We start from the raw sequence: 26,634 nt of genomic DNA on the forward strand, positions 1-26,634 counted from the left end.
TACTGGCAGTGATTTTCCAAATTTGAACTATCAACTTTTCCCGGTCACCGGCACCGGCTCGGCCATCAGGAGCACCTCGCTGCTCCCGTTGCGGGCATCACGCCGGTCGAGCCACGAAAGCACCGGTGCGGTCATGATCGTGGTGACCAGCGCGACGAGCACGAGCACCGTGAACAACGCCGGCGAAACGATCCCGGCGGCGAGCCCGACGTTGAGCGCGATCAGCTGCATCAGCCCGCGGGCGTTGATCAGCGTGCCGACGCGCAACGCGATCGGCTGCGGCTCCCCCACCAGCCGCGCCGCTCCCCAGCAGGCACCGAGCTTGCCGACGATCGCGACGACCACGCAGAGCACGGCGAACAGCAGCAGCTTCGGATCGGCGAGCAGCGCGAACCGGGTGTTCAGGCCAGAATAGGTGAAGAACAGCGGGAGGAACACGATCCGCCCGATCGGCATGATCTTCGCGAGCACGACGTCCGCGGCGGGCACGCGGGGGAACACGATGCCGACGCAGAAGGCGCCGAACACCGCGTACAGCCCGATGACGTCGGTGAACCAGGCGGCCGCGAACAGCGTCAGCGCCGTGATCAGCATCTTCTGGTCGGCGGAGATCCGTTCACTGCCCATCGCCTTCGCGAGCAGCCGTCGTCCGACGAGCACCAGCAGCAACGCGAACAGCAGGCCGCCGCCCACGGCCAGCGCGACCGGCCCGGCCGAGTCCGCGTGCATGCCCAGCACCACGGCCAGCAGGACCCACGCCAGGACGTCGTCGAGCGCGCCGCAGGCCAGTGCGAGCGAGCCGAACCGGGTGCCGCCGAGCCCGCGTTCGGTGATGATCCGGGCGAGCATCGGGAACGCGGTGATGGCCAGCGCGACCCCGACGAACGCCGCCGACGTCGCGAGCGAGACGCCGTCCTTGGCGATGCCGGCCCAGCTCGTGCCGAACACGGCGACGCCGACACCGAGCGCGAGCGGCACCACCGTGCCCGCGGCCGAGATCGCGCCGACCGACTTCGCCGAGCCGCGGATGCTGCGGAGGCTGAACTCGTACCCCGCGCCGAACATGTAAATGACCAGGCCGATCTGCCCGCCGACGTAGAGCAGCGGACGGATGCCGTCCGGGAACAACGCCGTCTGCACGTCGGGCAGGACCAGCCCCAGCAGGGACGGGCCGAGCAGCACGCCGGAGATCATCTCGCCGACCACCGGCGGCTGCCCCAGCCGCACCGCGAGCAGGCAGACCAGCCGGCACACGACGAGGATCGCCGCGACGGCGAGGAAGAAGGCCGGTGCCGCTTCGGTGGGGGTCATGACTTGCCTCCGGCGAAGTAGGTGGTGCACAGGGCTTGGCGGCGGGCGTCGAGGACCATGTACGTGCCGAACACGAGCTGGGTGAGGCTGCGCCAGACGTCTTCCCAGCGGTCGCGCACCGCGAGCCAGAGCAGCGGGAAGCGCTTTCGCCGGCTCCCGTGCGGGGTGAGCAGCGCCGGGCCGCGGTTGGGGATCGACCGCGTGTGCCCGGCCGTCGAAGCGAGGCTGAACCGGCGCAGCACCTCGCGCGTCACCACGCGCATGGTCGGCGGCGCCAGCCCGCGGGCCGGGCAGGCGCGGTTCTGCGCGACCCCGAACGGGATGAAGTCGTCCTTCCCGGTCTGCGCCGCGAAGTCCGGGTAGCTGAAGCACAGCACCGTGCCCGCCGGGATGGTCAGGTCCGCCAGCTCGATGTCGGCGGTGGAGATCCGGTGCGCGATGCCGAACAGCGGGTACCGGCGCAGGCCGTCGTCGATGACGCGGTCGAGGTAAGCGTCGTCGTCCGGGTGCTCGGCGAGCCGCCGCTGCGTGTCCGGCGACTTCGCGATGATCATCAGCAGGTGCGCCATCGCCTCGGACATCTGCACGACGGCCGTGTTGAAGAACGTGCCCTGCAGGTAGTACGCCTGCTCCTCGGGGGTCAGCGACGCCGGCAGCGGGTGCGGGACGTCGGCGAGGCGCCGCCGCAGGTACTTCGTCAGCCGGGCCCGGCGGCGCATGTTCCGCGGCCGCACGCACTTCAGCGCCGAGACGACGTCGTCGGCGTGCGCCACGATGAGGTCCCGCGCCTCCGGCGGGCACGGCTCCTCGAAGACCAGCTCGTAGTACAGCTCGGCCCAGATCGGCATCATCTCGTCGCGCAGCCGGACGAGCCCGGGCCCGACGCCGTCGAGGACGTGCGCCGCCACCCGCCGGGCCAGGTCCTCGGAGTCCTTTTTGGACCGGATCAGGATGTGCCGGGTGCACTTGGCGACCTCGTCGTAGCGCGGCCCGGGTTCGAGGTGCTCCTGGTGCACCTCGGGGCCGGGCGCGAGCCAGTACCAGAACAGGTCGGACAGCGCGGCACCGCGGCTGCGGCCGTTCGCCGCCGGATCGGCGTAGACGCGCCGGAAGTCCCCGACACCGACCCGCTCGCCGGGGATGGTCACCGCCTCCTGCCCGTTGACCAGCGAGAAGATCTTGTTCCGCAGCGCCACGACCCGGTCCGGCAGCCAGGCCGGCGCGCTCGCCACCGCGGCCGCCGCCAGCACCTTGCCGATCATCGCCGCACCTGGTCCGGAGTCAGATCGGCCGGGTGCCGCCCGCCGCAGAGGGCGAGCGCCTGGTCGAAGTCCTCCCGTAGCAGCTCCAGCACCTGCGTGACGCCTTCGCGGCCGCCGGCGGCCAGGCCCCACACGATCGGACGCCCGACCGCGACCGCGTCCGCACCCAGCGCCAGCGCCTTGACGACGTCGGTGCCGCGGCGGATCCCGCCGTCCACGAGCACCGGGATGGCCCCGCCGACGGCCGTCGCGATGCCAGGTAGCACGTCGATGGTGGCGGGCGCGGTGTCGAGCTGGCGGCCGCCGTGGTTGGACACGAAGATCCCGGCGATGCCGTGGTGCACGGCCAGCCGCGCGTCCTCGGCGTGCAGCACGCCCTTGATCAGCACCGGGAGCTTGGTCTTGCCGCGCAGCCACGCGATGTGGTCCCAGTTCAGCCCGGCCGACATGACGATGTCGCGGACGTGGCTGGCGTTGCCGCCGCTGCGGTTCTCCCCGATGTTGCGGAGGTTCTCGACCGCGAATCCCGGCGGCAGGTCGTGGAAGTCGTTGCGGTCGTCGCGTTCCCGGCGCCCGAGCACCGGCGAATCGACGGTGACGACGAACGCCTTCACCCCGGCCGCTTCGGCGCGTCGCACGATGGCCTCGGTGAACTCCAGGTCCGGCTGCAGGTAGAGCTGGAACCACAGGCCCGGGTCCGGGGCGACCTCGCGGGCCGCCGCGGCGACGTCCTCGATCGCCGTGGTGGCGGCCATGCTGACGACCATGATCGTGCCCGCCCGCGCCGCCGCCCGGGCCGTGGCGAGTTCGCCGTCGGCGTGCGCGAGCCGGTGGAACGCGGTGGGGGCGATCAGGATCGGCATCGACGACGACGTCCCGAGCAGCTCGACGCTCAGGTCGCGCTTGTCGCTGCCGCGCAGGACCCGCGGGAGCAGCCGCAGCTTCCGGAACGCGGATTCGTTCTCCGCCAGGGTGATCTCGTCCTGCGCGCCGCCCGCGAAGTAGTCGTAGTGCGCCGGGTCGAGGCGTTCACGGGCCGCCGCCTCGAACTCCGCGATCGTCCGCATCACATCTCCCGCGTGAAGAACGCGGTCAGCGGCTCGACGTGCACCTCTTTGTCCCACTCGTTTTCGAGGTTCTCGGTGACGTGGTGGGTGGCGACCAGCTCGCCGCGGCGGTAGTGCCGGACGATCGGGTGCAGGTAATGGCCCTCGCCGTGGTCGTTGGCCTTGTCCTGGGCGGCCCGCGCGACGAAGTCGAACGGGTCGATCTTGTCGTGGTCCGGGCCGTAGTCGAGGGTGACGACGTAGGCGTCCTCCGGCGGGTCGGCCAGCACCCGGTCCACCGGCACCTCTTCGAGGTAGCGTGCGGTGTCGCCGTCGACGACCACGACGTCGCCGAGGAAGCCGAACTGCTGGTACAGCGCGGAAGTCCGGTTGATCCGGGTGATCACGGCATCGGTCAGCGCGTCCGGTTTGGCGGGGAGTTCGGTGTTCGGCCACGGCTTGCCATGGTGGCGCTCGTTCAGCACCTTGGCCAGCGCGCGGGCGCCGTAGCGGAAGCCGTGGATGAACGCGCTGGTGGCCTTCTTGAAGTCGCGGACCTGCGTGATCGTGCCGGCGAAGTACAGGCCGGGCACGTTCACCGACTCCCAGTCCGGCGTCTGCGCGGGGAAGCGGTCGTCGATCGTGAGCTCCGGGCGGCAGTCCTCGTCGAACAGTTCCGCGTCGAAGCGGAAGCCGGTGCAGCCGATCACGCGGTCGTAGCGGATCTCCTTGATCACCTCGTCGGCGCGGGCGAAGGCGAACTTGACGTGGTAGCCGTCGGCGTCCTTGCGGACCTCGCGCACGTCGCCGTCGAGGATCGCGTGCTGCAGTTTCAGCTGGTACATGTCGAGGATGCCCGCGTTGTAGGCGCGCAGGTGCCCGACGAAGTGGGTGCGCCAGGCCAGTTTCACCGGCCGCGGCCCGCCGACGTGCACGACGGCGGCCTGCTCGATGAGGTTGTCGGCGGTCTCGAACGCGGAGTTCCCCTTGCCGAGCACCAGGACCCGCTGGTCGGTGAAGTCGGCCGGGTCGACGCTGACGTCGACGTACTGGTCGATCAGTTCGATGCCGGGGAACTGCGGGATGTAGGGCTTGGTGACGCCGGTGGCCATGATCAGCCTTCGCGCTTTGAACTCCTCGTCACCGGCGGTGAGGACGAAGAGAGCGCTTTCCGTCTCCCGGCGGATGCGCGTCACACGGGTGTCGTAGCGGACGTTGACCTGGTGCTTCGCCGCGTAGTCGGCGATGTAGCGTAGAAAGTCCGGGGCGTCCGGGAAGAGCTTTTCGCTGTAGTCGGTGAACAACACCGGGTCGTCGTCGCCGTCGGCGAGGATCGAGTTCCAGTCCATCCGCATGCGCAGCTCGGGGTCGCTGTACCCGGTGTGCTTCTTGTTGATGGAGATGAGGGTCCGGTGCCGCGGGAAGGTCTCGAAGAAGTGCCCGGGCGCGGACCCGGCCTCCAGCACCAGGTACCGGTGCCCGGCGTGCCCGAGGAACTGCCCCAGCTGCACCCCGGCCGGCCCGGCCCCGACCACCAGATAATCGAGCACTTCCTCCGCCACGACGACCTCCTGAGGCTCGGCACCGACCGCATGATCGGCGCCGAGCCTGCTCCGGAGATCTCAGAAAAGCCTCAGAGCCGCACTTTCACGTGAAAGTGCGGGTTCAGCGGCCGGCGGCGCGGGCGAGGCGTTCGGGGTAACGCTCCCCCGCGATCGCCTCCGCGGGGGCGGCCGCCTCGATCGCGGCCAGGTCGTCCGCCGTCAGGTCCAGGGCCGCCGCCGCCACGTTCTCCTCGAGGTACTTGCGGCGCTTGGTGCCCGGGATCGGCACGACGTCCTCGCCGTGGGACTGCACCCACGCGAGCGCGAGCTGCCCCGCGGTGACGCCCTTCTCCTCGGCCAGCTTCCGCAGCGCGTCGACGATCGCCATGTTGCGCTCGAAGTTGCCCTCGGCGAAACGCGGCAGGCCGCGTCGCATGTCGTCCTCGGGCAGGTCCGCCATCGACGTCACCGCGCCGGTCAGGAAACCCCGGCCCAGCGGCGAGAACGGGACCACGCCGACGCCGAGCTCCCGGCACGTGTCCAGGATTTCGCCCTCGATGCCCCGGGTCCACAGCGACCATTCGCTCTGCAGCGCCGTCACCGGGTGCACGGCGTGGGCCGCGCGGATCGTCGCCGCGCTCGCCTCGGAAATTCCGGCGTACCGGATCTTCCCGGCTTCGACGAGCTCGCCCAGCGCGCCCCAGGTCTCTTCGATCGGGGTGTCCGGGTCGACGCGGTGCTGGTAGTACAGGTCGATGTGGTCGACGCCGAGCCGTCGCAGGGACTCGTCGCAGCTCTGCTTGACGTAGGCCGCGTCGCCGCGGGCGCCCATCGCGCCGTCGGTCCACACGATGCCGAACTTCGTCGCCAGCACGACCTCGTCGCGGCGGCCGGCGATCGCGCGGCCGACCAGCTCTTCGTTGACGCCGTTGGCGTACACGTTCGCGGTGTCCAGCAGCGTCACGCCGAGGTCGAGCGCCCGGTGGATCGTCGCGATCGACTCCTCGTCGTTGTCGCGGACGCCGTACGCCTGGCTCATCCCCATGCAGCCCAGCCCCTGGGCACCCACTTCCAGTCCGCCGAGCTTCCTGGTCTTCACGCGGAGATTTCCTCCCTGCCGGGTTCCACGCCGAGCACGTTGCGCTCGACCTGGGCGTAGTTGTCGATCTTGTAGTCGAGGATGTCGAGGCAGCCCTGCAGCTCGGCGATCCGCTCGGCGACCGACCGCCGCTGCTCCACCAGGAGAGCCTTGCGGCGGCCCGCGCTGGCGACGCCGTGGCGGCGCAGCGACGCGTACTCGCGCATGCTCTTGATGGGCATTCCCGTGGTGCGCAGCTTGGTCAGGAAACCGAGCCAGTTCAGGTCGTCGTCCGAGTAGGCCCGGCGGCCCGCGGTGTCACGGGCGGGCGGGTCGAGCAGTTTGATGCGCTCGTAGTACCGGAGGGTGTCGATGGACAGTCCGCTACGTCGAGCGGCTTCCGCTATCGAGTAGCTCATGACCTCGACACTACGACCTGGAGTGCACTCCAGGTCAACTCCCGACCCTGGTCATCCATAACAGCGTTGCACTACGCTGCGTAGATGGCTCGTCCCCGCACGCACGACGAAGCGCTCCGGCTGAAGCTGCTCGACCGCGCCGGTGAGCTCATCGCCGCCGACGGGCCGAAGGCACTTTCCCTGCGAAAGCTCGCTGCCGACGCGGGCACGTCGACCACCGCCGTGTACTCCCTCTTCGGCAGCAAACCCGATCTGGTGAACGCCCTCTACACCGAGGGCTTCCGCCGCTTCGGCGCCCGGATGGCGGGCACCGAGCTGACCGGCGACGCCGTCGACGACCTCGTCGCGCTCGGCAGCGCCTACCGCGCGAGCGCGCTCGCCGACCCGCACCTGTACGGGATCATGTTCAGCCGGTCGGTCCCCGGGTTCGAACCCAACGAAGACGCCGAAAAACTCGCCCGTAAGACGCTGGAGCCCCTGGAGGCGATCATCCGCCGGGCCATCGCCGACGGCGTCTTCTTCGACGTCCCGCCGGCGACCGTCGCGGTCGGCTGCTGGGCCGTCGTGCACGGCCTGGTGTCCCTGGAGCTGACCGGCAACCTGCCGGAGGAGTTCGACGTGACCGGCTCGTACGAGCGGGCCCTGCGCGCGAACGCCTCCGGCTGGCTGCGGCCTCAGAACAGCGGCAACGACGCGTCGTAGACGAGCCGGCCCGCCGCGTCCCACGCCCGGACGCGCACCTTCGCCTCCGGCGTCAGTGCGATCTTCCGCGGCAGCCAGGCCAGCGCCATGCCGTCGGTGACCACCAGGTCGGCGCCGTTGTCGGCGTCGAATTCGAAGCCCGCCGAGATCGCCGCGGCCGGGAGCACCACGGCGACCGGGGTGCGGGCCGCCCCGGCCGGGGCACCCGACTCGGCGCCGCCGAGCGTGCTCACCCGCAGGATCCGCGCCGGGACTCCCCGGGCCGCCACCAGATCGGGGTACGCCCGGGCCCGCGTCTCCCCCGGCCGCTGGTAGTCCGGCTCCCGCGTGCAGACGATCACGCGGTCGCCGCGGCGACCCATGACCACCTCCTGGCCGGCCTCCCGCAGCAGCGGTCCCGGCCGGTAGGCCGCGGCGTCCGGGATCACCTCTTCGGCGTCGGCCAGGCAGTCACCGAGGGCCCGGCCCGCCGTCGAGGTCCGGTCGGCGGGCTCCGGGCGGTCGGTCACGGCGAGCAACGGCGCCGGGGCGGCCGGGAGGTCCACCTTCCGCGGCTGCCCCGGCCCGCTGTCGATGAGCGCGACCGCCGTCCGGTCCGGCGCGGTACGGGTGTGGGCCACGAACTGGCGGCTGACCGGCGAGAACCCGACGTCGCTCCCGCTCGACCCGCCGGGGGTCGACGTCGCGAGGCTCGCCTTCGGCCACGCCGGGTCCAGCACCCCGCCGACCAGCCCGGTCGCGCTGTGCAGCAGCAGCCCGGACCGGCTGCCCGGGGCGTACGCGGGCGTGGCGCCCGGGTCCGACAGCGTCACAGTGGTCGCGGTCGTCTCGCAGAACATCGGCTTGCCCGCGGCGGTGGCCGCGACGACGGCGTCCCCTTCGAGTTCCTCGGTGAGCAGCGGGACCCACTCCGCGCGCGGCGGCACCCGGTCGGTCTTGCCCGCCGCCTGGACCGCGGCCCAGCACCGGTCGAGCGCCGTCGTCGCGAGCTTGCCGTCGAGCGTCAGGCCACCGGGGACCGCGGGCGGCGCTTCGGCGGGCTGCCGCAGCTGCCGCGTCACGACGACCGCGCCCGCGGCCAGGACGAGCACCGCGGCCGCGGCGGCGTACCAGACGTGCTTGGCGCGCGGGGGTTTCCCGATGCCCGCGCGGACTTCGGCGCGCAGCCGGTCGCGGACGTCGCCGGGCAGCGCGCGCCGGGACGGTAGGCCGAGATCGTCGCTCATTTCCCCTCCAGCAGGGTGCGCAGCCGGGCCCGGGCCCGGGACAGGTGGGCGCGGACGGTGACCTCCGCGACGGCCAGCAACGCGGCCGCGTCGGCGGTGCCGAGGTCGCCGAGCAGGCACAGCTCGACGACCGCGCGCTGCGCCTTCGGCAGCGTCCGCACGGCTTCGACGACTTCGCGCAGCTGCCGCTCGCCGTCGAGCCGCTCGGCGACGGCGTCGGCGTGGTCGGACACCACCGCCGGGTCCGGGATCTTCCGGAGCAGCCGGAGCCGCCGTTTCGCGCCGCGGTACTCGTCGCGGGCGGCGTTGCCGGCCACGGTGTAGAGCCAGGGCAGGGCGCTGTCCCGCACGAGCGTGACGTCGGCCCGGCGGCGCCAGGCGATCAGGAAGGTGTTCGAGGTCAGGTCTTCGGCGGCGGCCCACGAGCCGGTCAGCCGGTAGGCGTGGTTCCAGACGGCTTCAGCGTGCCGCTCGAAGAGCTCGCCGAAAGCCGTTTCGTCGCCCCCGGCCGCCCGGTCCCACAGGACTCGATCACCCACCGGTACCCCCGTCGTATGGCTGGTCACACCCTTCAGTGGCCGGCACCGGGCGGGACGTTGCGCGCTATTCGCCCGGCGGGAACCGTGCGTCCGTCAGGTCGACGTCCTGGTGCTCGCCGCCCTCGAAGTCGGCTTCGCCCTCGAACCGCGCGCGGGTCAACTCGAACCGGCCGCCCGAGCGGACGCGGGTGAACCGGGCGCTCGCGCCGAAGCGCGCCCAGGTGAAGAACGCCCCCTCTTCGAAGACCGACCGGTCGAAGTTGACGGCCGAGGTGAACTCCGCGCCGAAGAAGCCCACCCGGCGGGTGAAGGTCGTGCCGCGGATGTGCACCGCGCCGACGAACCGCGCGCGGCTGAAGTCCGCGGCGGCCAGGGTGCAGCCGCTCAGCCGGAAGTCGACGAGGGTGGCCCGCTGCAGGTCGATCGCCATCCCGGGCCAGAACCCGGGTTCGTCGTGGGTCAGGTGGGTCTTGAGCAGTTCCTGCGCGGCCAGGCGGACCAGCAGCTCCGCCTCGTCGTAGTCGGGCGGATCGAGGTCCGCGGTGCCCTTCAGGCCCGCCTTCGGGCCGTCGAACGGCATCCGCAGGTAGGCGCACAGGACGTTGACGATCGTCTGGCGCTGCTTCGGGTTGTCCTGCCCGAGCCGCTCCAGCGCGTACAGCCCGCCGAGCCGCACGGGCGCCTTGTCGTTGCCGAGCTGTTCGACGGCCTTCGTGTACAGCTCGGTGACCCGCCGCTCCTCGAGGTCCCGTTCGGTCACCCCGGCGACGCGGGTGGTCTCGGCGAGCTGCAGTTCCAGGGTGCGCTGGCGGCGCGTCGCGAGCCACAGCGCGAACACGCCGCCCGCGCCCGCGCCGACGCCGAACGCCGTCTTGACCGCGTCGATGCGCACCGGCGCGGTCGGCTCGCCGGACCAGGCGAGGAACAGCCACAGCAGCCCGGCGGTGACGACCGCGACCGCGACGGCGGTCACGGCGATCCACCGCCACTTCAGGACCGGCAAGGGCTTAGACGGCGCCGTACTGGCGGTCACCGGCGTCGCCGAGACCCGGGACGATGAAGCCCGAGTCGTTGAGGCGCTCGTCGATGCTGGCGGTGACCACGCGGACCGGCAGGCCGGTCTTCTCCAGGTGCGCCAGGCCTTCCGGCGCGGCGAGCGCGCAGATCGCCGTGACGTCGGCGGCACCTCGGTCGGTGAGCAGCCGGATCGTGTACTCCATCGAGCCGCCGGTGGCGAGCATCGGGTCGAGCACCAGCACCGGCCGGTCGGCGAGCGACTCCGGCAGCGATTCGAGGTAGGGCGTCGGCTTGAGCGTCTCCTCGTCGCGCGCGAGGCCGACGAAGCCCATCTGCGCGTCCGGGATCAGCTTGTGCGCCTGGTCGGCCATGCCCAGCCCGGCTCGCAGCACCGGCACGAGCAGCGGCGGCTTCGCCAGCTTGAAGCCGTCGGTGCGGGCGACCGGCGTGTGGATCCGCTCGGTCTTCACCGGGACGTCGCGCGTGGCTTCGTAGACCAGCATGACGGTCAGCTCGTGCAGCGCGGCCCGGAACGCGGCGCTGTCGGTGCGCGCGTCGCGCATCGTGGAGAGCCGGGCCTTCGCGAGGGGGTGGTCGACGACGTGCACATCCATGCGGGTCAATCTAGCCGTTTCGCGAAGCTCTTCACCCAGCCGCGCTGCCAGGGCGTTTCGACGGCGCGTTCGTGGTAGTTCGCCCGCACCCAGGCGACGGCGTCCTCGGCCGGGACGCCGGAGAGGACGGCCAGGCAGGCCATGACGGTGCCGGTGCGGCCCGCGCCGCCGTAGCAGGCGACTTCGACGGTTTCGACCCCGGCGCGCTCGTGGAGGGCCTTGATCTTGGCGATCGCGTCCGTGCGGTCGAGCGGCAGCAGGAAGTCCGGCCAGGTGATCCACTCCTGCGGCCAGGTGATGCCGCCGCCGTGCTTGCGCCGCAACCGGTTCGTGCCCAGGTAGAGCCCGTAGTCCGGCTCGGGTTCGTCGGGTCGCGGGCGGCCCAGCCCGCGGCCGCGGACCTCGACGCCGTCGGGAAATCGCACCATCGGAGCAGTGTCCTCCAGAAGGTGGACACGGAGGGTGGTTTTCGCCGATAGGCTCCCCCGGGTGAGCGAACTGACGCCCGACCAGATGCGGGCCTCCGACGCCGACCGCGAGCGCGTCGCCCAGGTGCTGCACAACGCCCTCGCGGAAGGGCGGATCACGGTGAACGAACTCGAAGAGCGCCTGTCGACGGTCTACGCGGCCAAGACCATCGGCGACCTCAAACCGGTGACGGTGGACCTGCCCACGTCGCCGGGCGTGATCGAGCCGGCGACGTCCCGCGCCCTGGGCTTCCCCGACCAGCGCATCGGCGGCTACGCGGGCTCCCCGGTCTCGATCGGCGTCATGTCGGGCGCGGTCCGCAAGGGCAGCTGGGTCCTGCCCCCGCAGCACACGAGCTTCGCCTTTTGGGGCGGCGCGGAGATCGACCTGCGCCAGGCGAGGTTCGCGGACAAGCACTGCACGATCACGGCCATCGCGATCATGGGCGGCATCCAGATCACGGTCCCGGACGACATCAACGTCGACGTGACGGGCATCGGCTTCATGGGCGGCTTCGTGCTGGAGGACAAGTCGGGAGCGCCCCCGGCTCCCCCGACGGCACCGACGGTGAAGATCAACGGCCTGGGTTTCTGGGGCGGGGTGGTCGTGTACCGGCGGCCGGCCCAGCGGGTGGACCCGCCGCGGATCGAGAAGGGCTGACCTCGGAATTGTGACGCGCTCGGCACCCAGCGTCACACCCGATGGGGGCTCGCACTGTCGTACCCGCCGCCTAGACTCAGGCGCATGACAGCCACGACCAGCACGTCAGCGGCGCCGGCCACCCCGGCGCCACTGGCGGACGCGACTCGCGACGACGCGAGCCTGCGCCGCTTCCTGCTCGGGCTGCCCGGTGTCGACCAGGTCGGCGTCGAGCAGCGCGCGGCGGGCCTCGGCACGCGCAGCATCAAGAAGGACGCCAAGCGGTGGGCCATCGACACCGCCATCTCCATGGTCGACCTGACCACGCTGGAGGGCGCCGACACCCGCGGCAAGGTCCGGGCGCTCGCCGCGAAGGCCGTCCGCCCCGACCCCGAACGCCAGGACACCCCGCGCGTCGCCGCCGTCTGCGTGTACCCGGACATGGTCGAGACCGCCGTCGAGGCGCTGGGCACGAGCGGCGTGCACGTCGCGAGCGTCGCCACCGGCTTCCCCGCCGGCCGCACGAGCCGCGAGATCAAGCTGGCCGACACCAAGATCGCCGTCGACGCGGGCGCGCACGAAGTCGACATGGTGATCGACCGCGGCGCCTTCCTCGAGGGCCGCTACATGGCCGTCTTCGAAGAGATCCAGGCCATCAAGGCCGCCTGCGGCGACGCCCACCTGAAGGTCATCCTCGAGACCGGCGAGCTGGCGACGTACGACAACGTGCGGCGCGCGTCGTGGCTGGCGCTGCTGGCCGGCGGTGACTTCATCAAGACCTCGACCGGCAAGGTCTCCCCGGCCGCGACGCTGCCGGTCACCCACATCATGCTGCAGGCGGTGCACGACTGGCACGTCCAGACCGGCGAGCTGCGCGGGGTCAAGCCCGCCGGCGGCATCCGGACCACGAAGGACGCGATCAAGTACCTCGTCGCCGTGCACGAGGTCGCCGGCGAGCAGTGGCTGGTCCCGGACCTGTTCCGCTTCGGCGCGTCCAGCCTGCTCAACGACTTGCTGCTGCAGCGCCGCACCCAGGTGGACGGCCACTACAGCGGCCCCGACTACGTGACGGTGGACTGATGCCTGTTTTCGAGTACGCACCGGCGCCCGAATCGCGCGCCATCGCGAACCTGAAGGACCACTACAAGCCGTTCGTCAACGGCGAATTCGTCGACGGCTCGGGTGAGCCGCTCAAGACGATCAACCCAGCCACCGAAGAGGTTCTGGCCGAGGTCGGCACCGCGTCGAAGTCCGATGTGGACACCGCGGTCAAGGCCGCGCGCAAGGCGTACACGAGCGTCTGGTCGAAGATGCCGGGCACCGAGCGCGCGAAGTACCTGTTCCGCATCGCGCGGCTGATCCAGGAGCGCTCGCGCGAGCTGGCGGTGCTGGAGAGCCTCGACAACGGCAAGCCGATCAAGGAGTCGCGCGACTCCGACGTCCCGACGGCGGCCGCGCACTTCTTCTACCACGCGGGCTGGGCCGACAAGCTGGAGTACGCGGGCTACGGCCCGAACCCGCGGCCGCTGGGTGTCGCCGGGCAGATCATCCCGTGGAACTTCCCGCTGCTGATGCTGGCCTGGAAGATCGCGCCGGCGCTGGCCACGGGCAACACGGTGGTGCTGAAGCCGGCCGAGACGACGCCGTTGACCGCGCTGGTCTTCGCGGAGATCTGCCAGCAGGCGGAGCTTCCGCCGGGTGTCGTCAACATCCTCCCGGGCGCCGGTGACATCGGTGCGTCCATTGTGGAGCATTCGGACATCAACAAGATCGCCTTCACCGGCTCGACCGAGGTCGGCAAGGCGATCCAGCGCCAGGTCGCGGGGACGCCGAAGAAGCTGACGCTCGAGCTGGGCGGCAAGGCCGCGAACATCGTGTTCGAAGACGCCCCGCTGGACCAGGCGATCGAGGGCATCGTCAACGGCATCTTCTTCAACCAGGGCCACGTCTGCTGCGCGGGCTCGCGCCTGCTGGTGCAGGAGTCCATCGCCGAAGAGGTGCTGGAGAAGCTGCGCTACCGCGTTTCGACGCTGCGCATCGGCGACCCGCTGGACAAGAACACCGACATCGGTGCGATCAACTCGGCCGAGCAGCTGGCGAAGATCCGCGGGCTCGTCGAAGCCGGCGACGCCGAAGGCGCGCAGCGCTGGACCAGCCCGTGCCCGGTGCCGGACCGCGGCTTCTTCTTCGCCCCGACGGTGTTCGCGAACGTCCACCAGTCGATGCGGATCGCGCGCGAGGAGATCTTCGGCCCGGTGCTGTCGGTGCTGACGTTCCGCACGCCGGACGAGGCCGTGGCGAAGGCGAACAACACGCCGTACGGGCTTTCGGCGGGCATCTGGACCGAAAAGGGCTCCCGGATCCTGTGGATGGCGAACCAGCTGCGCGCCGGCGTGGTCTGGGCCAACACCTTCAACCGCTTCGACCCCGCCGCACCGTTCGGCGGCTACCAGGAATCCGGCTTCGGGCGCGAAGGCGGCCGCACCGGGCTGGAGGCTTACCTCGATGTCTGATCGGATTTCCGTCGCGAAGACGTACAAGCTGTACGTGGGCGGCAAGTTCCCGCGTTCGGAGTCCGGCCGGGTGTACCCGGTGACGGACGCGAAGGGCAAGTTCCTGGCGAACGCGGCCCACGCGTCCCGCAAGGACGTCCGCGACGCGGTGGTGGCCGCCCGCAAGGCATTCCCGGGCTGGGCCGCGGCGACGGCGTACAACCGCGGCCAGGTCCTGTACCGGGTGGCCGAGGTGCTGGAGGGCCGCCGAGACCAGTTCATCACCGAGGTGTCGGCATCCGAAGGCCTGGCGGCGAAGAAGGCCGAGTCCATTGTGGACACGGCCATCGACCGCTGGGTCTGGTACGCGGGCTGGACGGACAAGATCGCCACGGTCCTCGGCGCGGCGAACCCGGTGGCGGGCCCGTACTTCTCGTTCACGGTCCCGGAACCGACGGGCGTGGTGGGCATCCTGGCGCCCCAGGGCTCGTCGTTGCTGGGCCTGATCGAGGTCTTGGCCCCGGTCCTGGCCACCGGTTCGACGGCGGTGGTGGTCTCGAGCGCGGAGCGCCCGTTGCCGGCGATCACGCTGTCGGAGGTCCTGGCGACGTCGGACGTCCCGGGCGGCGTGGCGAACATCCTGACCGGCCACGCGTCCGAGCTGGGCTCGTGGCTGGCTTCCCACGGCGACGTCAACGCCCTGGACCCGACAGGAGCCGCCCCGGCGGACCGCCTGGAGCTGGCGCGCGAAGCGGCGAACACGGTGAAGCGCGTCCTGACGGTCCCGGAGGCCGAGCCGGACTGGACGACGGCCCCGGACCTGACCCGCCTGCGCCGCTACCTGGAGGCGAAGACGGTCTGGCATCCACTGGGCGTCTGAGTGCACGAACGGAGGCCACCACCCCGCACCGGGGTGGTGGCCTCCGTCGCGTTCACGGCTTTCGGCTGAAGCTCAGGTCGATCACCGGTACAGTCCCTGCCAGGTACTGAGCGTGACGCATCGGGGAGGGTGCAGGTGCCGGACGACGAAGAATGGGCGTTCGAGGCGGAGATCGACCTCTGGGACGACGGCGAGAGCCCGACGCGCCTGCCTGACGAAGACGCTGAACAGCCCGGCCTCACCGGCCAGGATCCGGATCGGATCGTGACGGTGACCGTGTCCGACGACGGTGAGGTTCGCCGGGTGGAGCTCGCCGCCGACTGGAAGGCCGAGATCGACCCCCGCGTCCTCGGCGCGAGGGTCCTGACCGCGGCCAACGCGGCGACCATCGACTCGGTGGGCCGGCGGGCGCGCGAGGTTCGCGACAGCCCGCCGTCGGCGCCGCCCGCCGACGGGGACGAGACACCCCTCACCGCGCAAGACGTCCTGCGGTTGACCGACGCCGTCGACGCGGAACTCGAAAGCTTCGCCGTCCGGGTGTCCGAAACGACCGCTGCGACGGCTTTCGCCGAGAGCGGCGGTGGTCACGTCGCCGGAACAGCCGAGAACGGTCACTACGTCAGCCTGAACCTGGACACCGCCTGGGCGTCCAGCGCCAGGAACGCCGAGGTCGAGAGTGAGTTGCTGGACGTTCTCACCGCCCTCTGCCGCAAGTCGGCGCCGCCCGGTCCGGTTCCCGAGTCCCCCGGGCGTGCCTACACCGAACTGATGGGCCTGCTGGCCGACCCCGCCCGGCTCCTGCGCCGCGTCGGGCTGACTCCGCCGCCGGGCCTGTCCGCCGGCGCCGAAGGAAGTGATCGCCGATGAGTGACGTCGAAGTCGCCCTCGAAGCTCTCCGTTCGGACGCGAACACCTGGGATCTCGCGGCCGACAACCTCAACCAGGCCCGAGGGATCGTGGCACCTCTCGAACTCACCCCGAAAGACGTCATGAGCTACGCCGCTGCCAGGGGTTTCGACCGGCGGTACAACGACATGCGCGCGAAGCTGGATCGCCTGCTCGCCCAAGGTTCGGCAAACTTCCGCGGAATCGCCGGGAGCCTCCTCGAAGGCGCGGAAATCTACGAACAGGCCGAAGCCGGGCACGCCGGCCGGCTGGGCAAGCTCGACGGAAACTGAGGAGACGGCCATGACCGCACCCGCCGGCACCGCGATCATCGACCGGACCCTCGAAGACCTGCGCGCCATGGAGGAGAAGTTCCGGGAGTTCATGGCCAAGGTCCGTGACCTCCTCGAATGGGTACCCGGCGCCCTGGAGTCCCTGATCCAGCCGATCATCGATCTGGTGAACTACGTCAACGAGAAGTTCGCCCAGTACCAGCAGGCGGCTCAACGGCTCTTCACGGACGTGGGCGATCCCGACAAGCTGAAGCAGGTCGGCCGGCAGTGGATCGAAGAGTTCTCGCACACCGTCGATGACATCGCGGGCACTCTGCACCTGGACAAGCTGAAGGCCAACATCTACTGGCAAGGCCGAGCCGCCGAGACCTACAAGGCGGCCGTTCCCGCTCAGATCGAATACCTGGATTCGATGAAGGACCTGGGCGAGCAGATGCGCGATTCGCTCAACAACCTCGCCAACGGCATCGACTCCTTCTGGCTCGCCATGAAGGTCATCGTCGGTGGCCTGATCGCCGCCATCGTGTCGGCCATCCTCACCGCGGCCACCGTCGTGGGCCTACCGCTGGCTCTCGGGATCATCGCCGGGGCGATTTCCATGGCCGTTCCCGCCATCACCGGCACGGTCATCGCGATCGAGACGCTGCTGGACGTGATCGAAACCGAGCAGAACTCCATCCAGGCCAAGGTCGACGACCTCGGCGACCAGTGGGAGCGAACCGACACCAAAACCATGTCGCATCCCGGTGACTGGCGGGTCAACTGACCGTGCCCGGCCACTCGATCGACTCGCGGGCCTACGTGTGGCTCCCGCCCCGGCTGGTCGCCAAGCTGAAGCGCACGCTGCCCCTGCTCGGCGGGCTGACCACCGCCCTCGCACTGGCCATGGCCATCGCCGTCCCGGTCATGGGCTACCGCCTGCCGACCAGTCACAGCGCCACCAACGGCATCTCCGTCATGCTCGCCATGTTCAGCGCCGTGCTGCTGCTGATGTCCGGCGTCGCGCTGCTCTTCGCGCCCGCCTGGATCGAGGTCGGGCACCACCCGGGCGGAACCGGCCACGTTCTGCGGCTGCGGCCGGCGTCCATCTCGGCCGGTCCGCTCTGCGGCGGGTGCGCGTCGATCGTCGTGCTCCCCCTGTTCTACCTCTTCTACGCGACTCCGCTGACCTGGTCCGATCCCGGTCCGGTCAACCCGCACGGGTACACGCAGATCACCTTCGGCATCTTCGTGTACCTGGTCATGCCGCTGATCGCTTTCGCGCTCGGCGTCGTCGACGCCGTGATCGGCTGGCCACTTCTGCGCCCCTCCCAGCGGACCATCCAGCGCTACGCCCGCTAGCTCATCGACACCGAGAAGTCCGTCAGCGTGAACCGCGCCTTACCCCCGCCCGTCGAGCAGAACTCGATCCCGTACCCGATCTGGTTCACCGTCGGGTTCGCCGGGATCAGCCCCTTCCCGATCGCCCACGCGATCATCGCCTTCAGGTCCACCGTTCCCGAGTACTGCGTCGTCCGCGAAACGAACGCCACGTAGCCTTCGTCCTCCGCCCAGACGTCGTACGTGAAGCCGCCCGCGGTGTACGTCGTCAGTTTGTCGCCCGCCGGGACCTGTTTGCGGTTCTCCGTCCAGACCATCAGCTCGCTGACGCCCTTGCCGTCGCCCACGCCGTTCAGCCAGAGGTCGTACGCCACGTCGTAGACGCCGATGCCCGGGCCGCGGCCGGCGAACGTCGACTTGATCACCGAATAGTCGTTGAACGGCTTCCCGTTCTGGTCGGCGATGTCCTTGTGCACGTTCGGATAGGTTTTCACCGACGTCGAATCCGGCTGGACGGAATCGACGTACCAGTTGTCGTACGCGCAGGCTCGCAGCGTTTCCGGCCCCGCTTCGCCCGCGTTCCACATGTTGTTGTGGACGTAGTAACCGCCGTCCGACCAGCCGCCGTCGGGGTCGCTCGTCGTGAACTCCGGGCTGCCGCAGTTGCGTGCCGGGGTCACCGACGGTGGGGCCGGAGTGGGGGTCGGTGTCGGCGTAATAGCAGGTCGGGACGCCGACGACGGCACCGAAGTCGCAGGCGCGAGCGACGCGCTGGACGTCGTCGGTGGCGGTGGAGCCGTGCCGGCTACCGGCGTGACACCGTCGTGGCCGCAGCCCGCGAGCAGCAGCAAGGGAATGACCAACAACGCGGTTCTTCGTCGCATTTTCCCGCCCCACGGCCAGAATCAGGCAGAACGAGGCGGAACATTAACACGGAAATCCGGAGAATCAGCTGGGTTCCAGGTCACGGGATGTGATCGGACGGCCCGGGAGTTCGGTTCCCGGCTGCGCGCTGAGGCCGTCGATCATGATGCCGACGCAGCGGCGGGCCGCCATTTCGGCGACGTCCGCGGTCTTCGCGCGCATCTGGCGCAGCAGCGTCGCGAACAGGATCGCGATGTCGCCGGCGCCGACGTCGTCGCGGAGCTTGCCCTCGGCCTGCGCGCCGTGCACGAGCCGGTCCACCACCGACAGGATCTCGTCCCGCAGCAGCCGGACCTGCGGATCGTTCTTCAGGATCACCAGCGCCCGGTGCGACACCATCGCCAGCTGGATGCTCAGCTGCAGCTCCACCGACTGCCGCAGCAGCCGCTCGAGCGCGCGCCACGACGACGTCTCCTCGGCTTCGATCCGCTTCGCGTCGATCAGCACCTGCTCGAAGTTGTCCATCGCGACCGCGCGCACCAGCGCGTCCCGGTCCGGGAAGCGCCGGTAGAGCGTGCCCACGCCGACGCCGGCGGCGCGGGCGATCTCCTCCATCGGCACCTCGGGACCGGACACGGCGAAGATGCTCTTCGCGGCGGCCAGGATCTGGTCGCGGTTGCGCCGCGCGTCCGCCCGCAGGGTGGTCTCGGGGTCTGCCGTCATGCCGTTCGCTCCTCGCTGAATCGCGCGGAGTGATTCTCGCACGGTCAGGCGGCCACGCACTGGCTCCGCGACCAGTCACCCGTTAGCTAGTGGACGACTTCCCTCCGCTTCGGTACGTTGGGGCGTAGAACCGGAATGTAATCCTCCGCATACGTTACGTCCGCTTTAGGGGGCCCGAAATGACCGAAGTCGCCGAACCCACCACGAAGGACGAAGTCTTCCCGCTGGAACGCACCTGCCCGTTCGCGCCGCCGGCGGCCTACGGGAAGCTGCGCGCGGCGGGCCCGGTCCAGCGCGTCGAGCTGCAGTCCGGCCAGGAGGCCTGGGCCATCACCCGGCTCGAGGACGTCCGGCAGATGCTCACCGACCCGCGGTTCAGCTCCGACCGGTTCAACCCCGGCTTCCCGTTCCTGACCAAGCAGGGGCGGCCGGTCCGCCGGAGCAACTTCACCGCGTCGCTGATCAACATGGACCCGCCCGAGCACGGGCCGGCCCGCCGCGAGGTCGTGGGCGAATTCACCGTCCGCCGGATGAAGGCGCTCGAGCCGCGCATCCAGCAGATCGTCGACGAGCACATCGACGCGATCCTGGCCGGCCCGAAGCCCGCCGACCTCGTCACCGCGCTCTCGCTGCCGGTGCCGTCGCTGGTCATCTGCGAGCTGCTCGGCGTGCCCTACGGCGACCACGAGTTCTTCCAGGTCCGCAGCTCGACGCTGCTCAACCGGGACGTCGACCAGGAGGTCCGGGTCCAGGCCGTCGACGAGCTGCAGGAGTACCTCGACCAGCTCGTCAGCAAGAAGGAAGCCGACCCGACCGACGACCTGCTCGGCCGCCAGATCCTCAAGCAGCGCGAGGAGCACGGCGACGCCGACCACGACTCGCTGGTCTCGCTGGCGTTCCTGCTGCTCATCGCCGGGCACGAGACGACGGCGAACATGATCTCGCTGGGCACGGTCGCGCTGCTGGAGAACCCGGACCAGCTCGAGATCATCAAGAACGACTCCGGCAAGACGCTCGACGCCGTCGAGGAGCTGCTGCGGTACTTCACGATCGCGGAGTTCGCGACCTCGCGCGTCGCCACCGAGGACGTCGAGATCGGCGGGCAGCTGATCCGCGCCGGCGAAGGCGTGCTCGGCCTCAGCTACTCCGGCAACCGCGACGAAGCCGCGTTCGAGAACGCCGACGAACTCGACCTCGAGCGCGGCGCGCGCCACCACGTCGCCTTCGGCTTCGGCCCGCACCAGTGCCTCGGCCAGAACCTGGCCCGGATGGAGCTGCAGATCGTGTTCGACACGCTCTTCCGCCGCCTCCCGGAGCTGAAGCTGGCCGCGCCGGTCGACCAGCTGCCGTTCAAGCACGACTCGTCCATCTTCGGGCTCTACTGCCTGCCCGTGACCTGGTGAGGACGCCATGACCACCGTCGAAGAGCCCGTCCACGAGTTTCCGATGACCCGCACGTGCCCGTTCGCGCCGCCGCCGGCGTACGAGGAGATCCGCGAGGAGGACGCCGTCTCGCGGGTCCGGCTGCCCGACGGCGGCCAGGCCTGGGTGGTCACCCGGCTCGAGGACGTCCGGACGGTGCTGAACGACCGGCGCTTCAGCGCCGACCGGCAGCACCCGGACTTCCCGCAGCTGGTCAAGGGCGGGTTCCGGCGCCAAGGCGACGAGCGCACCATGATCACCATGGACGCGCCGGAGCACGGGCCGGCCCGCAAGGCCGTGCTGGGCGAGTTCACCGTCCGCCGGATGGAGGCGCTGCGGCCGCGGATCCAGCAGATCGTCGACGAGCGGATCGACGCGCTGCTGGCCGGGCCGAAGCCCGGTGACCTGGTGGAAGGGCTTTCGCTGCCCGTGCCGTCGCTGGTGATCTGCGAGATGCTCGGCGTCCCGTACGGCGACCACGACTTCTTCCAGGAACACACGGCGAAGCTGATCAAGCGCTCGACGTCGCCGGAGGACCGGCGGGCGGCGTTCGACACCATCCGCGGGTACATGGCCGACCTCATCGCGACGAAGGAGGCGAACCCGCCGGACGACCTGCTCGGCCGGCAGATCGTCAAGCTCCGCGAAGACGGCACGTACCGGCGGGAGCAGCTGGCCGCGACCGGGTTCCTGCTGCTGGTGGCCGGGCACGAGACGACGGCGAACATGATTTCGCTGTCCACCGTGGCGTTCCTGCGCAACCCCGGGCAGCTCGCGGTGATCAAGGACGACCCGGGCAAGACGCTCGACGCGGTCGAGGAGATGCTGCGCTACTGGACGATCGTGGACGCGGCCACCGCGCGCCTCTGCGTCGAGGACGTCGAGGTCGGCGGTCAGCTGATCCGGGCGGGCGAGGGCGTGCTGGCGCTGGGCTACTCGGCCAACCGCGACCCGCGCGCGTTCGAGAACGCCGACGAGCTGGACATCGAGCGCGGCGCGCGCCACCACGTCGCCTTCGGCTTCGGGCCGCACCAGTGCCTCGGCCAGAACCTGGCCCGGATGGAACTGCAGATCGTGTTCGACACGCTCTTCCGCCGGATCCCGTCGCTGGCGCTGGGCGCGGACGTCGACGATCTGCCGTTCAAGGACGACGCGAACATCTACGGCCTGTACCGGCTGCCGGTGACCTGGTAGAGATCGACCGGACGGCCCTCCCACCACAGGAGAGAAGAACCATGAAGATCATCGCGGACACCGGCAAGTGCGTCGGCGCCGGTCAGTGCGTGCTCACCGAGCCCGAGCTGTTCGACCAGAGCGAGGACGACGGCACGGTCATCGTGCTGAACGAGACGCCCGAGGGCGAACTGGTCGAGAAGGCCCGCGAAGCGGTGCACGTCTGCCCCAGCCAGGCCCTCTCGCTGCAGGAGTGACGTGGCCCGGTCGTGAGTGTTTAGGGCGGTTCTAGCCGCCCTAAACACTCACGACGGAGTTATCCACCTCGGTCTTGGTCATCCACAGCTTTGCCGCGCGTGGTCGCGCACCGCTCACGCGCCCTGCGGCACACAACGCTCGACGCCACACCGCCCCGGACCCGTGGGCTGGACACCGTCGTCGATCTGGCCGTCTCGCAGGAGGCCCGAGGGCCCGACCAGCACCAGGAACTCGCCGTCCGGCACCGCGAGGTCGAGACCGTCGACGGCGCGAACTACTTCACCGCTCCCATCGAAAGCCCGCGGACGAGGTGGTTCTGCGCGATCCAGCCGACGATCATCACCGGCAGCGAGGCCAGCAGCGCCGCGGCGGAAAGCTGGGCCCAGTACAGGCCCTCACTGGTGATGAACCCGACGAGGAACACCGGCACCGTGCCGGCCCGCGCCGCTGTCAGGTTGACCGCGCAGAAAAATTCAGTCCAGGAGAAGATGACGCAGATCAGCGCGGTCGCCGCGATCCCGGGCGCGACCACCGGCATGATGATCTTTCGCAGCAACGTCGGCAGGTTCGCGCCGTCGATCCGCCCGGCCTCGATCATCTCGTGCGGCACTTCCAGGAAGAACGACCGCATCATCCAGATGGCCAGCGGCAGGTTCATCGACGTGTACAGGATGACCAGCGCCCACACCGTGTCCAGCAGCTCGGTGTTCTGGGAAATGATGTACAGCGGGATGATCGCCGCCACGATCGGCAGCATCTTCGTCGAGAGGAAGAAGCCGAGCGCGTTCGACGTCTTCTTCACCGGCGCCAGCGACAACGCGTACGCCGCCGGGATGCCCAGGAGGAGCACCAGCACCGTCGAAAGCACGGTGACGAACGCGGAGTTCGACACGTAGGGCAGGAACCCGCCCTTCAGCACGTTGGCGATCTGGTCGAACGTCGGGCTGAAGAACAGCTTCGGCGGATCGGTGTAGGCGTCGGACTCCTGCTTGAACGCCGTGAGGATCATCCACAGCAGCGGGAAGACGAACAGGATCGCGATGATCCACGTGACGACGGTGAGCGAACGGGGGCCGGCCTTGCCGCGGGCGAGCGTGGTCACTTGATGCCTCCGTCCACCGAGAACGTGCGGAACATCAAGCGCAGCGCGAAAGTCGCGACGATCATCGTCAGGATCACCACGACCACGCCCATCGCCGACGACTGGCCGACGTCGAAGCCTTCGAACGCGCGCTGGTAGATGTAGTACGGCAGGTTCGTGCTCGCGGTACCCGGACCGCCCTGCGTCATCAGGAAGATCGCGTCGAAGCTGTTCACGATGTAGATCGCGCCCAACAGCGTCGCCAGCTGCAGGAACCGGGACAGGTGCGGCAGCGTGATGGACACGAACGTCCGCCACCGGCTGGCACCGTCCACGGAGGCCGCTTCCAACACCTCTTTGGACTGGCTCTGCAGGCCCGCGAGGATGAGCAGCATCATGAACGGCGTCCACTGCCAGACGATCTGCGCCATCACCGCCGCCAGCGGGAACTCCGAAAGCCAGTCGACGTCGGTGCCGAAGACGAAGTGCAGCAACCCGTAGGTCGGGTCGAACATCGTCGTCTTCCACAGCAGCGCGCCGGCCGCGGGCAGGATCAGGAACGGCGTGATCAGCAACGTCCGGACCACGCCGCGGCCGAAGAACTTCCGGTCGAGCAGGATCGCCAGGCCGAGGCCCAGCAGCAGCGCGACCAGCACGCACACCACCGTCAGCACCACCGTGTTGAGCAGCGCGACCAGGAACGTCGTGTCGCTGAAGACGTCGATGTAGTTGTCGAGACCGACGAAGTGCCGCGAACCCGGGCGGACCAGGTTCCACGACTGGAACGAGTAGAACACGGTGAGCAGGAACGGAAGCTGCGTCACCGCGATGACGAAGACCAGCGCGGGCAGCAGCGGCAGCCGCCGCTTGGCCGCGGTGCTCAGGCCCTTCTTCTCCGCGGCCTTCGCGTGCGTCCGGGGTTGGGGCGTGTCGACCGAAAGCGTGGACATCACTGCACCGCCTTGTAGGAGTCGCCCACGGTCCGGGCGTAGTCCTGGGACTGCTTCAGCGCGTCGTCGACCGACTCGCGCCCGGCGATCGCCGCCGACAGCTGCTGGCTCACCCGGGTGCCCAGGTCCTGGAACTCGGGGATGCCGACGAACTGGATGCCGGGGTAGGGCACCGGGTTCGCCATGGCCTTCTGCTGGTTCGCGTCCGCGATCCCGTCCAATGTGGGCTTCGCGTACGCCGCGGCCGCCTTGGCGTAGTCCGGGATGTCGTAAGTGGACTGACGCACACCCGGCGGGACGCGGTTCCAGCCGTAGGTCGCCCCGACCTTCCGCACGTACGCCTTGTCGGTCATCCAGGCCATGAACTTCCAGGCCGCGTCCTTGTCCTTCGCGACCTTCGGAATGCCGAGCGCCCAGGTGTAGAGCCAGCCGCTGGCCTGGGTCTTGACCACCGGCGCCGGCGCGTACCCGGACTTGCCGACGATCTTGCTGCTCGACGGGTCTTCGTTCGTGCCCGCCATGACCGTGGCGTCGTACCACATCGCGGCCTGGCCCTGCGTGTACCGCGTGCCGCACTCGGAGAACCCGGCGCTGGAGGCGCCGACCTCACCGTGGTCGCGGATCAGGCCGACGTAGAAGTTCGCGGCTTCCGTGAACTCCGGCGACGTCAGCTTGGCGTTCCAGTCCTTGTCGAAGTACTGGGCGCCGAAGGTGTTGGCCACCGTGCTGAACGGCGCGAGGCTCTCGCCCCAGCCGGGCTTGCCGCGCAGGCAGATGCCGGCGACGCCGTCGGCCTTGTCGTCGAGCTTCGCGGCGAAGTCGGCGACCTGCTGCCACGTCGGTTTGGCCGGCATGGTCAGCCCGGCCTTCTCGAAGAGGTCCTTGCGGTAGGCCAAGAACGACGACTCGCCGTAGAACGGCACGGCGTACATCTGGTTCTCATACGACAGCGACTGCTTGATGCTGGGGATGAAGTCGCCTTCGTCGTAGCCCTGGGTGGCCGCCATGTGCGGTTCGAGGTTCTCGAGCCAGCCGTTGGCCGCCCACTGCGGGGCCTCGTAGTTGCTGATCATGACGACGTCGAACTCGCCGCCCTCGGTGGCCGTCGACGCGGTGATCTTGGCGCGGGCCTGGTTTTCCGGCAGCGAAACGAACTTGAGGTTGATGCCCGTCGCCTTCTCGAACTCCGGCGCGAGCGAGATCGCGTCCTTCATCTGCGGGTTCGACACGATCGCGATGACGAGCGTGGCGCCGCCGGTGCCGACCGAGCCGGCACCCGCGCACCCCGTGGCCGCCAGCGTCGTCGCGGCGAGGAGGGTGAGCAGCTTACGCACGGCCACCTCCGGGGAGGACCTGGACCTTGAGGCCCGCGCCGCTGCGCATCTTGGCCAGCGCGTCCGGGTACTGCTCGAGCGGCAGCCGGTCGGTGAGCAGCTCTCCGGTGTCGATCGCGCCGTCCGCGACGAGGTCGAGCGCGGCGCCGTAGCTGTCGAGCACGGCCATCGAGCCGACGATGGTGATCTCGTCGTTGTAGATGCGGAACGGCGAGAGCGCGACGCGGGCTTCGGCCGGTGCGACACCGAAGACGAGCAGCCGGCCACCGCGGCGGGTGGCGTCGAACGCCGCTTCGATGGCGGGCGCGGCGCCGGTGCAGTCGACGGCGACGTCGAACTTCTCGTCGTTCAGCTCGCCGACATCGGCCGCGGTGGCGACGGCGCCGAGCCGGGACGCGCGCGGCAGCCGCTCGGCGTTGCGGTCGACCACCGTGACGTGCGCGCCGGCCCGCTGCAGCAGCTGCTGCATGATCAGGCCCATCGTGCCGGCCCCGACGACGAGGAAGCGCTCTCCGGCTTCGACCCCGACCCGGCGCACGCCGTGCACCGCGCAGGAAACGGGTTCGACCAGCGCGCCCTGTTCCCAGGTCATCGCGTCGGGCATGCGGTAGCAGTTCGCCGACGGGACGGCGACGTACTCGGCGAAGGCGCCGTCGACGGTGTCGCCGGTGGCGTTCCAGTTGGCGCAGAGGTTGCCGTGGCCGGAGCGGCACGGGCCGCAGTAGCCGCAGAACAGCGAGGGGTCGACGGCCACGCGGTCGCCGACCTGCCACCCGCCCGGCACGTCCGAGCCGAGTTCGACGATCTCCCCGGCGAACTCGTGGCCGGGGACGATCGGGTACGGGGTGGGCGGAAAGTGCCCGTCCGCGATGTGCAGGTCGGTCCCGCAGATCCCGCAGGCCCCGACCTTGACGACCACCTCGCGTTCCCGCGGCTTCGGATCGGGCACCTCACCGATCCTGATCTCGCCGGGCCGGTCGATGATGGCGGCACGCATGCCTAGCCCCTTTCCTCGCGCTCATATGAGCGGCATTGACCTCTGGCGTCGAGAACATGTGAAGGCATTACAGGTCTGACGTGTGTGATTCGTCAAC

At 70.0% G+C, this 26,634-nt stretch carries 29 protein-coding genes; 12 read left to right on the forward strand and 17 right to left on the reverse strand.

The window, feature by feature from the left end:
• Positions 1 to 30: 30 nt before the first annotated feature.
• The 6 genes from MUY14_RS32315 to MUY14_RS32340 form a co-directional block, all read right to left on the reverse strand.
• Positions 31 to 1,311, reverse strand: coding sequence for a cation:proton antiporter (locus tag MUY14_RS32315; RefSeq protein ID WP_247014745.1), 1,281 nt, complete (start codon positions 1,309 to 1,311; stop codon positions 31 to 33).
• Positions 1,308 to 2,573 carry a cytochrome P450 gene (locus tag MUY14_RS32320; protein ID WP_247014747.1) on the reverse strand — a complete coding sequence of 422 codons (1,266 nt, stop codon included), beginning with the start codon at positions 2,571 to 2,573 and terminating at the stop codon, positions 1,308 to 1,310. Before MUY14_RS32320 ends, MUY14_RS32315 begins: the two co-directional genes overlap by 4 nt.
• Complete coding sequence (locus MUY14_RS32325) at positions 2,570 to 3,640, reverse strand: alpha-hydroxy acid oxidase (protein WP_247014749.1); 1,071 nt, start codon at positions 3,638 to 3,640, stop codon at positions 2,570 to 2,572. Before MUY14_RS32325 ends, MUY14_RS32320 begins: the two co-directional genes overlap by 4 nt.
• Positions 3,640 to 5,181 carry an NAD(P)-binding domain-containing protein gene (locus MUY14_RS32330; protein WP_247014751.1) on the reverse strand — a complete coding sequence of 514 codons (1,542 nt, stop codon included), beginning with the start codon at positions 5,179 to 5,181 and terminating at the stop codon, positions 3,640 to 3,642. Before MUY14_RS32330 ends, MUY14_RS32325 begins: the two co-directional genes overlap by 1 nt.
• Before the next feature lie 103 nt (positions 5,182 to 5,284).
• Positions 5,285 to 6,208: an aldo/keto reductase gene (locus MUY14_RS32335; RefSeq protein ID WP_247025353.1), complete on the reverse strand. Its 924-nt coding sequence runs from the start codon at positions 6,206 to 6,208 to the stop codon at positions 5,285 to 5,287.
• Between the two features lie 50 nt (positions 6,209 to 6,258).
• Positions 6,259 to 6,660 carry a MerR family transcriptional regulator gene (locus MUY14_RS32340; protein ID WP_086673859.1) on the reverse strand — a complete coding sequence of 134 codons (402 nt, stop codon included), beginning with the start codon at positions 6,658 to 6,660 and terminating at the stop codon, positions 6,259 to 6,261.
• 84 nt (positions 6,661 to 6,744) lie between these two features.
• Between MUY14_RS32340 and MUY14_RS32345 the strand changes: the two genes are divergently transcribed.
• Entirely contained in the window at positions 6,745 to 7,362 is a 618-nt protein-coding gene (locus tag MUY14_RS32345) for a TetR/AcrR family transcriptional regulator (RefSeq protein WP_247014753.1), read from the forward strand.
• Here the strand turns inward: MUY14_RS32345 and MUY14_RS32350 are convergent.
• The 5 genes from MUY14_RS32350 to MUY14_RS32370 are packed head-to-tail and all read right to left on the reverse strand — an operon-like array spanning position 7,335 to position 11,186.
• Positions 7,335 to 8,588, reverse strand: a complete 1,254-nt coding sequence (locus MUY14_RS32350; protein ID WP_247014755.1) for a hypothetical protein — start codon at positions 8,586 to 8,588, stop codon at positions 7,335 to 7,337. The two genes, MUY14_RS32345 and MUY14_RS32350, sit on opposite strands and share 28 nt — an antisense overlap.
• Entirely contained in the window at positions 8,585 to 9,154 is a 570-nt protein-coding gene (locus MUY14_RS32355; RefSeq protein WP_247014757.1) for an RNA polymerase sigma factor, read from the reverse strand. The genes MUY14_RS32350 and MUY14_RS32355 overlap by 4 nt, the downstream gene beginning before the upstream one ends.
• A gap of 37 nt (positions 9,155 to 9,191) precedes the next feature.
• Complete coding sequence (locus tag MUY14_RS32360; RefSeq protein WP_247014759.1) at positions 9,192 to 10,100, reverse strand: pentapeptide repeat-containing protein; 909 nt, start codon at positions 10,098 to 10,100, stop codon at positions 9,192 to 9,194.
• 34 nt (positions 10,101 to 10,134) lie between these two features.
• Positions 10,135 to 10,758 carry a uracil phosphoribosyltransferase gene (gene upp, locus MUY14_RS32365; RefSeq protein ID WP_247014761.1) on the reverse strand — a complete coding sequence of 208 codons (624 nt, stop codon included), beginning with the start codon at positions 10,756 to 10,758 and terminating at the stop codon, positions 10,135 to 10,137.
• A gap of 5 nt (positions 10,759 to 10,763) precedes the next feature.
• Positions 10,764 to 11,186, reverse strand: coding sequence for a protein-tyrosine phosphatase family protein (locus tag MUY14_RS32370; protein WP_247014763.1), 423 nt, complete (start codon positions 11,184 to 11,186; stop codon positions 10,764 to 10,766).
• 85 nt (positions 11,187 to 11,271) lie between these two features.
• Here MUY14_RS32370 and MUY14_RS32375 point away from each other — a divergent pair, with 85 nt between their 5' ends.
• The 8 genes from MUY14_RS32375 (at position 11,272) to MUY14_RS32410 (ending at position 17,756) form a co-directional block, all read left to right on the forward strand.
• The gene (locus MUY14_RS32375) at positions 11,272 to 11,886 is read left to right on the forward strand and encodes a DUF1707 domain-containing protein (protein WP_247025355.1); all 615 of its coding nucleotides are present in this window, start codon (positions 11,272 to 11,274) and stop codon (positions 11,884 to 11,886) included.
• Positions 11,887 to 11,970: 84 nt separating this feature from the next.
• Positions 11,971 to 12,945: a deoxyribose-phosphate aldolase gene (deoC, locus tag MUY14_RS32380; RefSeq protein WP_247014765.1), complete on the forward strand. Its 975-nt coding sequence runs from the start codon at positions 11,971 to 11,973 to the stop codon at positions 12,943 to 12,945.
• Entirely contained in the window at positions 12,945 to 14,378 is a 1,434-nt protein-coding gene (locus MUY14_RS32385) for an aldehyde dehydrogenase family protein (protein WP_247014767.1), read from the forward strand. Before deoC ends, MUY14_RS32385 begins: the two co-directional genes overlap by 1 nt.
• The gene (locus tag MUY14_RS32390) at positions 14,371 to 15,237 is read left to right on the forward strand and encodes an aldehyde dehydrogenase family protein (RefSeq protein ID WP_247014769.1); all 867 of its coding nucleotides are present in this window, start codon (positions 14,371 to 14,373) and stop codon (positions 15,235 to 15,237) included. The genes MUY14_RS32385 and MUY14_RS32390 overlap by 8 nt, the downstream gene beginning before the upstream one ends.
• A gap of 135 nt (positions 15,238 to 15,372) precedes the next feature.
• Positions 15,373 to 16,104, forward strand: a complete 732-nt coding sequence (locus MUY14_RS32395; protein ID WP_247014771.1) for a YbaB/EbfC family nucleoid-associated protein — start codon at positions 15,373 to 15,375, stop codon at positions 16,102 to 16,104.
• Positions 16,101 to 16,415 carry a hypothetical protein gene (locus tag MUY14_RS32400; protein WP_247014772.1) on the forward strand — a complete coding sequence of 105 codons (315 nt, stop codon included), beginning with the start codon at positions 16,101 to 16,103 and terminating at the stop codon, positions 16,413 to 16,415. Before MUY14_RS32395 ends, MUY14_RS32400 begins: the two co-directional genes overlap by 4 nt.
• A 10-nt stretch (positions 16,416 to 16,425) precedes the next feature.
• Complete coding sequence (locus MUY14_RS32405; RefSeq protein ID WP_247014774.1) at positions 16,426 to 17,181, forward strand: hypothetical protein; 756 nt, start codon at positions 16,426 to 16,428, stop codon at positions 17,179 to 17,181.
• 2 nt (positions 17,182 to 17,183) lie between these two features.
• Positions 17,184 to 17,756, forward strand: coding sequence for a hypothetical protein (locus MUY14_RS32410; RefSeq protein ID WP_247014776.1), 573 nt, complete (start codon positions 17,184 to 17,186; stop codon positions 17,754 to 17,756).
• Here the strand turns inward: MUY14_RS32410 and MUY14_RS32415 are convergent.
• Together MUY14_RS32415 and MUY14_RS32420 are read right to left on the reverse strand one after the other, a co-directional pair.
• A complete protein-coding gene (locus MUY14_RS32415) occupies positions 17,753 to 18,415 on the reverse strand; it encodes a GH12 family glycosyl hydrolase domain-containing protein (RefSeq protein WP_247014778.1) in 663 nt (220 codons plus the stop codon). The two genes, MUY14_RS32410 and MUY14_RS32415, sit on opposite strands and share 4 nt — an antisense overlap.
• A 268-nt stretch (positions 18,416 to 18,683) precedes the next feature.
• Positions 18,684 to 19,322, reverse strand: coding sequence for a TetR/AcrR family transcriptional regulator (locus MUY14_RS32420; RefSeq protein ID WP_247014780.1), 639 nt, complete (start codon positions 19,320 to 19,322; stop codon positions 18,684 to 18,686).
• Between the two features lie 179 nt (positions 19,323 to 19,501).
• On the opposite strand from MUY14_RS32420, the gene MUY14_RS32425 reads away from it, so the two are divergent.
• Genes MUY14_RS32425 through MUY14_RS32435 form a run of 3 tightly spaced genes read left to right on the forward strand, consistent with a single transcriptional unit; the run spans position 19,502 to position 22,174 of the window.
• Positions 19,502 to 20,725: a cytochrome P450 gene (locus MUY14_RS32425; protein ID WP_247014782.1), complete on the forward strand. Its 1,224-nt coding sequence runs from the start codon at positions 19,502 to 19,504 to the stop codon at positions 20,723 to 20,725.
• Positions 20,726 to 20,732: 7 nt separating this feature from the next.
• Positions 20,733 to 21,938, forward strand: coding sequence for a cytochrome P450 (locus tag MUY14_RS32430; RefSeq protein WP_247014785.1), 1,206 nt, complete (start codon positions 20,733 to 20,735; stop codon positions 21,936 to 21,938).
• 41 nt (positions 21,939 to 21,979) lie between these two features.
• Entirely contained in the window at positions 21,980 to 22,174 is a 195-nt protein-coding gene (locus MUY14_RS32435; RefSeq protein WP_086858280.1) for a ferredoxin, read from the forward strand.
• A 275-nt stretch (positions 22,175 to 22,449) separates the two neighbouring features.
• Here MUY14_RS32435 and MUY14_RS32440 read toward each other — a convergent pair whose 3' ends face one another.
• Genes MUY14_RS32440 through MUY14_RS32455 form a run of 4 tightly spaced genes read right to left on the reverse strand, consistent with a single transcriptional unit; the run spans position 22,450 to position 26,537 of the window.
• Complete coding sequence (locus MUY14_RS32440) at positions 22,450 to 23,277, reverse strand: carbohydrate ABC transporter permease (RefSeq protein ID WP_247014787.1); 828 nt, start codon at positions 23,275 to 23,277, stop codon at positions 22,450 to 22,452.
• On the reverse strand, positions 23,274 to 24,206 hold the full coding sequence (locus MUY14_RS32445; RefSeq protein ID WP_247014789.1) for a carbohydrate ABC transporter permease: 933 nt from the start codon (positions 24,204 to 24,206) through the stop codon (positions 23,274 to 23,276). Before MUY14_RS32445 ends, MUY14_RS32440 begins: the two co-directional genes overlap by 4 nt.
• Complete coding sequence (locus tag MUY14_RS32450) at positions 24,206 to 25,546, reverse strand: sugar ABC transporter substrate-binding protein (protein WP_247014791.1); 1,341 nt, start codon at positions 25,544 to 25,546, stop codon at positions 24,206 to 24,208. Before MUY14_RS32450 ends, MUY14_RS32445 begins: the two co-directional genes overlap by 1 nt.
• Positions 25,533 to 26,537: a zinc-dependent alcohol dehydrogenase family protein gene (locus tag MUY14_RS32455; RefSeq protein WP_247014793.1), complete on the reverse strand. Its 1,005-nt coding sequence runs from the start codon at positions 26,535 to 26,537 to the stop codon at positions 25,533 to 25,535. The genes MUY14_RS32450 and MUY14_RS32455 overlap by 14 nt, the downstream gene beginning before the upstream one ends.
• Positions 26,538 to 26,634: the final 97 nt, after the last annotated feature.

It is taken from the genome of Amycolatopsis sp. FBCC-B4732, from assembly GCF_023008405.1.
GTDB lineage: Bacteria > Actinomycetota > Actinomycetes > Mycobacteriales > Pseudonocardiaceae > Amycolatopsis > Amycolatopsis pretoriensis_A.